The 10,124-nt window shown below is 36.1% G+C and carries 11 protein-coding genes; 5 read left to right on the top strand and 6 right to left on the bottom strand.

Translation table 11 applies throughout. From position 1 onward, the window contains the following. Positions 1–511, top strand: a 511-nt coding sequence (locus tag AC3EA5_RS17925; protein WP_488609561.1) for a MerR family transcriptional regulator, incomplete at its 5' end; no start/stop codon positions are given. 131 nt (positions 512–642) lie between these two features. Here AC3EA5_RS17925 and AC3EA5_RS17920 read toward each other — a convergent pair. Next, complete coding sequence (locus AC3EA5_RS17920) at positions 643–1,011, bottom strand: helix-turn-helix domain-containing protein (protein ID WP_488609560.1); 369 nt, start codon at positions 1,009–1,011, stop codon at positions 643–645. Positions 1,012–1,231: 220 nt separating this feature from the next. Here AC3EA5_RS17920 and AC3EA5_RS17915 point away from each other — a divergent pair, with 220 nt between their 5' ends. Beyond that, positions 1,232–1,474 (top strand): hypothetical protein, encoded by a 243-nt coding sequence (locus AC3EA5_RS17915; RefSeq protein WP_488609559.1) that lies wholly within the window; start codon positions 1,232–1,234, stop codon positions 1,472–1,474. Positions 1,475–1,489: 15 nt separating this feature from the next. Here AC3EA5_RS17915 and AC3EA5_RS17910 read toward each other — a convergent pair whose 3' ends face one another. Further along, complete coding sequence (locus AC3EA5_RS17910) at positions 1,490–2,131, bottom strand: hypothetical protein (RefSeq protein ID WP_488609558.1); 642 nt, start codon at positions 2,129–2,131, stop codon at positions 1,490–1,492. A gap of 522 nt (positions 2,132–2,653) precedes the next feature. Between AC3EA5_RS17910 and AC3EA5_RS17905 the strand changes: the two genes are divergently transcribed. Further along, entirely contained in the window at positions 2,654–3,226 is a 573-nt protein-coding gene (locus tag AC3EA5_RS17905) for a hypothetical protein (RefSeq protein WP_488609557.1), read from the top strand. A 706-nt stretch (positions 3,227–3,932) separates the two neighbouring features. Here AC3EA5_RS17905 and AC3EA5_RS17900 read toward each other — a convergent pair. Continuing rightward, complete coding sequence (locus tag AC3EA5_RS17900; protein ID WP_488609556.1) at positions 3,933–4,217, bottom strand: hypothetical protein; 285 nt, start codon at positions 4,215–4,217, stop codon at positions 3,933–3,935. A gap of 933 nt (positions 4,218–5,150) precedes the next feature. Here AC3EA5_RS17900 and AC3EA5_RS17895 point away from each other — a divergent pair. Next, the gene (locus tag AC3EA5_RS17895) at positions 5,151–5,522 is read left to right on the top strand and encodes a type II toxin-antitoxin system RelE/ParE family toxin (protein WP_488609555.1); all 372 of its coding nucleotides are present in this window, start codon (positions 5,151–5,153) and stop codon (positions 5,520–5,522) included. A gap of 113 nt (positions 5,523–5,635) precedes the next feature. Next, positions 5,636–5,935 (top strand): helix-turn-helix domain-containing protein, encoded by a 300-nt coding sequence (locus tag AC3EA5_RS17890; protein WP_488609554.1) that lies wholly within the window; start codon positions 5,636–5,638, stop codon positions 5,933–5,935. Between the two features lie 258 nt (positions 5,936–6,193). Here the strand turns inward: AC3EA5_RS17890 and AC3EA5_RS17885 are convergent, their stop codons facing one another. The 3 genes from AC3EA5_RS17885 to mobV form a co-directional block, all read right to left on the bottom strand. Further along, entirely contained in the window at positions 6,194–7,363 is a 1,170-nt protein-coding gene (locus AC3EA5_RS17885; RefSeq protein ID WP_488609553.1) for a replication initiation protein, read from the bottom strand. Between the two features lie 617 nt (positions 7,364–7,980). After that, a complete protein-coding gene (locus AC3EA5_RS17880) occupies positions 7,981–8,148 on the bottom strand; it encodes a hypothetical protein (protein WP_488609552.1) in 168 nt (55 codons plus the stop codon). Positions 8,149–8,161: 13 nt separating this feature from the next. Beyond that, entirely contained in the window at positions 8,162–9,412 is a 1,251-nt protein-coding gene (gene mobV, locus AC3EA5_RS17875) for a MobV family relaxase (RefSeq protein WP_488609551.1), read from the bottom strand. Positions 9,413–10,124 lie beyond the last annotated feature (712 nt).

The following is a 10,124-nucleotide window of genomic DNA, read 5'->3' as shown; positions in this document are numbered from 1 at the left end:
GGGTGAGCGCATGCTTGAGAGCAGTTACCGAACGGGTCAAATCGCAGTATTATTAGAAGTTAGCACGTCGTCAATTCGTAAATATGCCGCAGCTGTTGAAAATCACGGGGCTACGTTTGTAAAGGACGATAAAGGCGAGCGTATATTTACCGAAGAAGATCTTGCTGCATTTAGACATTTACGAAAATTAATTAGTGGCGGTAATACGATGGATACCGCCGCAATCAACGCAGCTACACTATTAAAGAATAATAAAGAGATAAGGATACAGACGGGCGAAGTACTGGCAAATAACGATCGTGAACTATTTGTGGAAATGGCAAATCGTATTGAGACATTGACGAAGCAAAATGAGGCGCTGGTAAATGCAATGCAAGAAATGCGACGGGGACAGGTGCACATAATGGCGACATTGAAACGATTGGAAGAGCCCTCGAAAGAAGAAGTGGCTTCAGGAGTTATAGACGAAAAAGTGCCAAAGCCGCGTAAGTGGTGGCAGTTCAGACATTAAATATTCTCGACTTTTGGTAAGAAGGATTATATTCCAGTTTCATGAACCTGGGATGAAAAAAGCAATACGAAAGAAGAAGGTAACATTTCGTTCCAATTTCGAACGAAATGTTACCTTCTGGAAAATTAAAATCATTCAGTACTAACTGGATACGGTCTAATAAATGTATGAGCAGGGCCGTTAACTTCTAACTGTAATCTTTGTATTAACTTTACTTCTTCTAATTCATTAATCCACTTACTAATTGTTCGTGGAGATTTATCGAAAAATTTGGATATTTTATCAATGCTATGAAAGCATTCTCCAGTTTGGTTGTTAGAATGTAGCCCCATATAAATAAATAAGGATACGGCTCCACCTGATAAATCCGGTAGTAATTTCTTAAAATCGTGAAAAACTGGGAAGAAACCATTTTTGTTATTGAAATTAGTGTCTCGCCATAATGAATGTTCTTTACGTAAGTGAGTTGCCATGCTCCTTTTCGTGTTTTCATTCTCCATGCATATACCCCCTTGAAGGTTTTTTCATTTTTTTATGTAATAAACTGCGAACTAACTATAATTTATTTAACTATAGTGTAGCAAAGAAAGCAACGGGCTGGTGTACTATAGTACACCAGCCCGTTGCTTTCTTTGCTACATAGTACCACCTTTAAAAAAATTTTTTCCTAGTCTAATATTACTTTTAAAGCACTATATTTTAGGAGAGGATGTGAATATTATGAGCTTAAGTGTATTGGAGAGGTTGAAATTGCCTGAAGAACAATTGCATTTAACTTTTAAAACATTTCACAATGGACGACTAACAGTTCAAAATGTCCCTCATGCTTTGTATCCTAACGGTATTGGACCTGATGGAGAAGAAGAGTATATTCCTGGAAATGTTATGTACAAATTATCGCACATCTTTAGATACATGATCGACAACGGAATTTTTGAATATGACTACCAAAAATTCCAATAAAAAAACCTTCTCTTATCATAAATAAGACGAAGGTTTTTTTATTGGATCGACGTTTTCAAAAGAATAAATTTCTCTTACGAAATAACCGGTCTCTTTTTTTACAATCAAAGTTATAATCAGGATACCCGTTGCGAAGTTCACTAATATTTCCAATTCCCGCCCGTCATAACTACACAAGAATTTAAAATTCAAATAAGGGTAGCCTTTCCATTCTGCTTCAGAATGGACAATTTGGGACTCTACTAGTGAACTGACTATCTTTTCTAATGTTTCCGGATGAACAGTTGCATTATAGTTAATTGTACCAAGAGCTTCAATATCCTCTGGGGTTAATCTCTCCACTCTTTCTAAAATCCTCTCAAAAGCATGCTTTGCAAAGCCAAAACCTCTTTGTCTTTGCAGTATTTCTTTAGGGTTTTTAGATGAGCTTAAATATTCAAGGATTTGATCTTTTACACCAAGGATTGCTTTTTGTTGATCACCAGTTAGATTTATTTTTACGCCATTACGAGATTTAATCCATTCTTCTTTGGTTTTTTTTCGTGCTTCTCTTTTTATTTTATCTACCTGATTCTGGTGGAGTTGAATACTGTCTTCCTCTATCATGGCATGACCGTGTTTGACTCTAATAGGGATCGGAATTGAAACAATTTGCAAGTTATCCCTCCTCTCTCTCTATAATCCATTTTAATCGAATATTTGTTTTATTCCTATACCTATAAGTTTCCCCATATTTATTATACAAGATAAATAGACAACGTATTGACATACCAGCGGTTTGGACGTATACAGGATGAATCATTGAAATTATTTATGAAACCTTTGTTTTTCCAAAAAAAACCGAGTGTATCATCGGTTTCCATAATAAAAAACAAGAAGTTCACGGTATAGCATCGTGAACTTCTTGTTTTTTGGTCTATCTTTCAACGATACGCTATGGTACTGATTAATGGTACAGGCAAATATGTTATTTTTTTGCTAAAAGCTAAACTTCACTTTAAGAAGACAGAATTTTATGGGTGTTTAGACTTTAGTTTTTTGGTATTTTTTGTGAAAAAAGAACCAATTTTATAATTTAGTATTTTTTTCCTTTTAAGGAAGTTATACTGATGTTGAGAGTTTGCGCAGACACTTAATCTATAACCATAAAATCATTTAAACAATGAAAAGAGGAAGAATATGAAACACTTTTTAAAAGGGGTAATTTTTACTGCAGTGCTTTCTTTTGCACTGTTAATATCTTTTTCGATTGACACACTACATGCATCAGCAGATTCATTAGAAGGAACAATAGAACCACGAGTACCAGTAACAACACCAGTAGCCCCTGTAGAGTCAGTCTCTGACGAATCTAATGTAACGCCTATGTTCGTCAATGATTTTCGATATCGCAAAAAAAATGTTTCAACCTATTATGAATGGTCTAGTCATAAGAGAGCGTCAGATAATTTAAGTACATATGGTACTACTGGAGGTACTCTTACAGCAACTAAACAAACAACTTTCGGCGTCGCGGTAGAGGGTGATATATATGGATTAAATATAAATGTATCCGGATCTGTTAGTAATTCAGTGGGATATACAGTTAATATCGGACCTAATCGAGTAGTTTATTTGGGATATAAAGTTTATTATAAGGTTGAAAAAGGTACTAGAGAATATTACGATTTGGTAACTGGAAAAGTTATTAGTAGCAATAGTTATACAGTGAAATGGCCTCAATACGGTCAATACAGTGTTTTAAACTATTAATCTACTTAAAAAAAGACTAGCTTTTTAAAAGCTAGTCTTTTTTCGTGTGGTTATAGTAAAATACTCCGAATTTTGATACTAAGTAAAAGATAAAAATGAGTATCAAATTTTTAGATATTACGTAACCATCCAGGGCTAAATCATACCCCTTTGGAATAATCAGTTCGCTGTTGAAATACATGAAAATTAAAAATGCAATTGGTAATATAAAGCTCAAGCAAGCAATTAGAAATCCAGATTCTTTATTCATGAAAGTAGGTTCCCCCTTATCATCTAGTTTTGAAACTTATATAAGCTTAATACAATTAGGTGGTTTATGATACATAATGGGACGAGAATCTATTAAATGTTAATTCGTAAATCAGCGAGTTACTTACTAAACTATAATGCATGGGTTATACAAAATTGGTTGACATAACACCCCGACTAGGAAGTTAGCTCCCTCGAACCAACCCTTACCAACTCTCACTTCTTCCTCTTTTCACCGATTCATCTTTTATTCACGAAATATACATCGTTGAGTTGACGGACTTTTGGTAGCAGTGTTTGTCTGGTCCGATGAATAAATATCCATTCACCAGGTTGAAGATGGTAGATCATCTAATGAATGTAATTAACCCCCGTTTCATTTTTGAAACGGGGGTTAAAAAATAGAAATTTCACCTAATTGCTCCTTATCGCACCAGCATAATTGGACCCGCAAATATTAGGGGCGTTCCTTGCTTATCTCGTTAAACAACGCAATTACGTCGGGCGACTGCAGCAATGTCTTTAATTTCGCATAATCAGCATGATTAGAAACGGATAATCGGATTGGTGCGCGTTTAGCGTGACTGACATCGATTATGCCGTCTTTTTCGTTTAAACGGATGTTCACATGGACTTTAGGCGCTCGAAGCACGTCTTTCACGTTATCTTCAAGGCTACACCCGTCGCCGTCCTTTTGATATTCGATTGTAAACGCAGTAAACTCTTTATCTTCCTGTGTCATATGGATTCACCTCGTACCTATTTCGGTTTGTATAGCTATATTAATCATTGCTTGCCGAAATAAACGCGCTGCCATATTGACGGTGTTGACTCTGGTTCAGGCTTCTCTTCCGCCTGTTCTGAAAGCTGCGCCCTTATCTCCGTTTGTACTTCGAGCATTACCTAATCCGAGTGAACTTAAAAATTTTAAGTTCGCTCGAGTTGTGTTACAGCAATTGTTCATTGTTCTTTTCTTTTTTCAATGTGACGGTATAAAGTCGCTGCGGATATTCCTCCAACTTTCGTGATTTCTGCAATGCTGTATTGTTTAGAATCATACTTCAAGGAAGCGAGATGAATTGTGGTTGTGTTTAGTGAATTGTATATTTTGCGGTTCACTACTCTCGCATGGGGTGAGAATTTTAAAAGGACCTCATAAACAAACAAAGAAGCGATCTAGCTTAATGATAGGTCGCTTCTTTGTTTGTTAGTCTCTTGAATCGAATGTTACTAAAAAATCTACCCTTGAATTTTTGACGGCTCGGGTGGATTTTTCATCTCTCGGCTGACTACCTTTTGGCAACCTAACTCTTTATAAAACCGTTGGTGTTAGCGCACCTTCGATTTGTTTAGTTTACTGTCTAAAAAATCTACAATCAATAAAAACAAATTTAAAAATCGCTACATCAAGACGAGAACATGAGGCGAATTGTGGTTGTGTTTAGTGAACCGCATATTTTGCGGTTCACTACTCTCCCATGAGGTAAGGACCCAAAAAACATCTCATAATAAATTTAAAAGTGTGGCTGCTGCGAAAATTTTCCGCAGAATTCACTCTTTTTAAAAAGCCTTCTTGCAAATTTGAGGCTATACGGTTCTTTCTATTTGACAAATGGTTACATATATGATACCATAAGGGGGTATTGAAAAATTCATATGAAGGGAACTGGTGGATATGTCTAAAGTACATATTCAGCAGTATCCGAATCTTGTTTTTACGGGGGAAGTAAAAGACGGATTAAAGAATGAACCGGTATCTGAAAAAACAAAAATAAAAATTCTTGAAAAGTTGCATTTATTAAATGATTACGGGACTAACGAAGATTATTTAAATAAATGCATTGAGCGCACGCACAGAGAAAAGATTTGGGAAATGAAATTTAAAGACAAATCAAAAACTGAGTGGAGAATACTTTTCAAAAAAATTTCTCACAATACTCAACCGGCTAATTATGCTGTATTAATGTTTTTCAGAAAAACTACCCCCAAGTTAACAAACAGAGATTTAGATACTGCCGAAAGAATTGCTAAAAGAGAAGGATGGTAAGTCCTTCTCCTACAGCAAGGATTCACGGTTTTCATATGGAAAGTATCTAATAAGATTAAGTAAGAGTTAGTAAGATCGATCAAGGATTAAAATGAAAGGGGAGAAAAACCAAAATGGCCGAGAACTTCGAGATGCATGATATTTCAGAACTCATGGATATTCCAAAGGAATATTATTCTATCTCGGTTTCTAAGTTGAACATCACTAGGGAAATTAAAGAAGGACTAGAAAAAAAAGATTTATCAGTTCGTAAATTAGCAAAGAATATTGGATTGCAACATCCACAAATCGTTAGAGTTACAAGTGCAAATAATTATAATATCGATACACTACTTAAAATACTGGATGGATTAGACTTAGAAATTGAGATCAAACCTAAAAAAAATATAAAGGATGCGATTCCTAATGAATGAAAATTATAATAAAAATATTAATTATGAGGATTGAGATTATATTCTATAGAATTTAGTTAAAAATAATAAATTATAATTTTTTAAAAAGGAGGTGATTTTAAATTACCTCCTTTTTGTATGTGTTATTTTAAATCCTCTGTTCAATGCAGCGCATTATTTACGACTAAAAGCCACCCAAAACCATACCCCAAATTTCAGGGTGTGTAGATGGGCACTCTCTCTGATTCGGATATTTCTAATCAAACAAAAAAAGTCCCCCTATTTTACGGAGGACTTTTCTTCTTTCATCAATTCTTCAATCTCTTCGGGAGACTTTCCAAGACTTGCGAGTAATTCTCGTTTTTGTTCTTTAGCTTCCTCACTCAATTGGGGTGTTTCGTTCGATTCCCCACTTTTATGAAACCATTCAGGAACAACTTCTGTCCGTCTAGTTGTTCGTTTACTAGATTTTAAATCAGCAAACGTGATAGATAGTCCATCCTGGTAAACGTCCCATGCTGTTTGTAATTTCGATTTGATAAAACCTAACGGATTTTTCACGGTTTCTTCTTGATTCACATAGCGAATGAGCAGACTTAATTCATTTTCAGCAGCATCATTCCAGATGAGTAACGCTCCTTGATACATTTGAGCAAAAAAAGTTTGGTCAAAGTTAAAGTCTCTTGCCAAATCGTTCAATCGTTCTCTTACATCTTCATTTTCAAACGTTTTTTTAGGCTTTTTAGGTGGCGGTGTTAACTTAATTTCCTTATCAGCCGAATGTTTAATAATGAATTCAATCCGTTCTACGCTACGCCCTTTTTTGATCTCTTTGAAGTCGATAAAAAGATCGGTTTTTTCGTTTACCTCTTCAACCGCCCTTAAAATAACTCTCGTTTTAAAATGGTTATAACGGCTATAAGAGTCTTTAGGAACACCGAATTTCAGTTTTAATTCTTCTACAGGATTTTCCCATTTTCCAAGATGTTGCCACTTTTTCATGAGTTCATATAAGCGTATAGAATAGGTGCTATTAAGAGATAAAATATTGCTTAAACGATATGACGTGAACTGATCTTTTAACTGCAACATATAGGGTTTTAGTTTTGGTGAGAAAGACAATTTAATAATCCCTTCACCATTCACATATTCCGCACTGGAAACCCAATGCGTTAGAAGCCATCCTCCGTTTTTTGAGGGTATTTCAACCGTCTTTTCCATCAAACTCTTCATGATTTCCTTTATTTCCGTATATTTTGTACTCCCTTCCAACCCTAACATTTCACTGAAATTTTTTAGCGATATACTATAATCTTTAAAATCTTCGTCTTGGGGTTCAATTCCACTTACCATTGTGAGAATAATCTTTTGTTCTCTTGCAGTTAAAGGGTTGTTGTGACGAGCTTCAATTAGGTTGTTCGCTTGTGTAACTAAGTGATTTCCATTCATTAAAACACCTCTTTATGTAATTTGTGGCTTTTATATTAAAGATAACCATATCAATACATTGAAAGTAATACAATGCCCGGTTTTTTATAATTTGTGGCATTTGGAACCGAAAGTGTGGCATTTAAACTCTGAAAACTTAGTCATACCAACGTTTTGAATGGTGTCTAAAACAATTAAAACAAAGATCTTAAACATAAGTACTTAAAACAACAACAAACAAGGGACTGGTGTTGGTGGAGATAAAATAAACTATCAGGAAATCTCTTTTTTTTAAAAAAACTAAGTGCAGTTGTTCACCACTATTAAACTATTCTTTAAAACTATCTAGCAGTCCTTACAAGCGTTTTTATGGTGGAAAATGGATACAACTGCCACTTGAATATTTAAATGGCTAAAAAAGCCCTTAAAATGCTTTTTAGGCATTTGCTGCAATCTGCTAATAAAAAAAGTGCAATATCGCATTTTTGCACCACTAGATAAAGTCAGTAACAGCAAAGATTTTAGACTTAAAAACAGGCTCTACTATGACCCCATATTATAAGGCTTGGGTTTAGGCAATAAAAAAAGCCCTTCAGTGGGGCTTTCCTGTTTTCTCGTAATGTATCATTAAAATCAAGTTAATTACTATCTTCCTTCCACCATTCACGATCATGAGGGTTATTCGCATCAAGAATCATAGCACCTTCAGCATCCACTTCTATTTCTTGTGCTTGAAAGCCAGTTCGCTTATTAACCTCAGCTAATTGCATCATCAGTTCTTCAATTGTTTTTTCTTGATTACTCATTTACTCCACACCTTTATCTCTCTAATTCAATGCTCTTTGACTTTTTGCTTGCTGCAGACTTTTCAAGCTCATTTGGTTGTTTCTCGTTTTCCAAATTCATTTTATTGATTTTGGCCATGTACTTTTCTGCGCCATCATGTTCATCTTTGGGGATCAAATTTTCTAAGCTTTCTTTTTGGAATATTTGAATACCGACCTTGTTGAACAGTACATGCAAACGGGATTCTCCGATATACGACTGCATACGTTCCAGTCCAATCTCCAAATGTTTTTTTGAATTATTTTTGATAACTTCTATCGTTTTTTGCAAGTAGTCTACAGAAGCTTCATAGCTTTTAACCAATTGTGTCAATCGTTTATTTTCAGTCATTAACTTGCCAATTTCTTCAGCAATTTTAAGTGATCGATTTTTTAATTCTACATTTTCCTTGTCTAATCTTTCCACTTCGCTTTTAAGGCGCTTGTTTTGCGTTTTAAGCGTTTCTGACGTTTTTGCCAATGCTTTAACATGTTCGAAGTCTTCAAATGCAATTTCGACCTTGTGAGAGCCTTTTAAGCCTATCTTTGTCTTTAGGTCTGGTTTGTCTTTGACTTCGATGCTATCAACCTTCCGAACGACATCATAAACTTGCTTCACTTCTTTCAAGGAGCTTTCAAGCTCCTTAACTTTTTGATTAAGTGTGATTACTTTAAATTTCTGCATCTCAATGTGTTTCCGATCGGAACCTTTTTCTCCACGCTCCAGATCAAAACCTAGCTTTTGCATGTGTTTAGGGAATTCATCTTGAATCCACTGTAATTCTTGCCGGTTAAAGACATTCTTCCCTTGCAATTTACCATCACGCATAGGCACAACCCCTAAGTGGAGGTGAGGGGTTTTTTCGTCGTGGTGAACAGTCGCATATGCGATGTTCTCTTTTCCGTATCGCTCTGAAAACAGTTTGTAGCTCTCTTCAAAAAAACGATTTTGTTCTTTGGGACTGATTCCTTCAAAAAAAGCTTTATCAGATGTAATCAACAACTCATTTACCAAGACCGCATCTTTACGGGTTTTCCTGGTCCCTTCTTTTTGACTCTCTATAATCTTTTTCACTTGCTTGTTGTAATCAATTGGCTTTTCATTCACCAGATCATAATTCAAATGCAGTTTTGTTTTATCAATATCGGGATTCGTTTTACTCTCCCGTTCTCGCTGGTTATGAAATTGCATTCCCTTTAAATCATGAGACTTCATTTTAGCCATACGAACGACAGCGAAACTCATACTCAGCACCCCTTATGCACCCTCTTGAATCGGCAACACTTCCATGTAAAGTATAGCACACTATACTTTACATGCGTAAAGGTGTGCTCTCCGAGGGTGAGTGCAGGGGTGACTTCCTCCTGCCGGATGCTGTCCTTCCCCTAGTTCAAGAGCAAGAAAAAATCGTCCGGTTGCGGACGTTCTTTTCCCAGAAATCAAGAGCAAGTACCCCTTTTTCAAAAGGGGATACCCACTAACCTAAAACCCCCTCGCCGGGTGGCAGGTTCTCACATGGGGTGAGAACCAAAAACAGGATGAAGAATCACCTCACGTATCAACTCCTTAAATTCCTTCCACTATCGTTCCAGTCAGACATTTACCGTTGACACTTCTCGGGGTGCTTCCTTTCTCTCAAAATAAAAAGGCCGTCAACTTACGGCCTCCTACATGATTTAGTAATGACGAGCGCTCACGTTCGCCATTACTGGTACAATCGCGCCGGATACAATCGGCGGTAAGTCGCCCAATTACCGTCTATTTATACCGTTTTATCAACATTCTTGTATAATTGTATTATCGCATAATTATCGAGGGGTGAGCGCATGCTTGAGAGCAGTTACCGAACGGGTCAAATCGCAGTATTATTAGAAGTTAGCACGTCGTCAATTCGTAAATATGCCGCAGCTGTTGAAAATCACGGGGCTACGTTTGTAAAGGACGATAAAGGCGAGCG

This window comes from Paenisporosarcina sp. (assembly GCF_057785155.1).
Note: the sequence above shows the minus strand (reverse complement) of the source record. Positions and strands in the feature narration are given on the sequence as shown.